The organism is Streptomyces cyaneofuscatus (assembly GCF_000718135.1).
Lineage (GTDB): Bacteria > Actinomycetota > Actinomycetes > Streptomycetales > Streptomycetaceae > Streptomyces > Streptomyces cyaneofuscatus.
This window is the reverse complement of the sequence record NZ_JOEM01000116.1, coordinates 1-215: the sequence shown is the minus strand read 5'-3', so window position 1 is coordinate 215 and position 215 is coordinate 1. Positions and strand designations below refer to the sequence as shown.

Genomic DNA, 215 nt, shown 5'->3' with positions numbered 1-215 from the left:
GCTCTGCCCTGCCTGACCCCGCACGCTCCGCCGCGTACCCGATGGCCAAGCCCGGCTACGGCAAACGCTCCGCACCCGGCCAACCTGAGCGCACGCCGCGCGACTTCAGCGTTCTTCCTGTGCGCGAGCGGTACGTTGCCGCGTTTGTCGACCATCTCCCCGAGGGCGCGGCGATGAGCGTGAAGGAGCTGGCCAAGCAGCTCCCGCTCTACGGG

Annotated in this window: 1 pseudogene; it reads left to right on the top strand. The window is 70.2% G+C overall.

What is annotated here, in order from left to right:
• A pseudogene (locus tag IF17_RS1000000138865) lies at positions 1 to 215 on the top strand (MarR family transcriptional regulator); the annotation flags it as partial.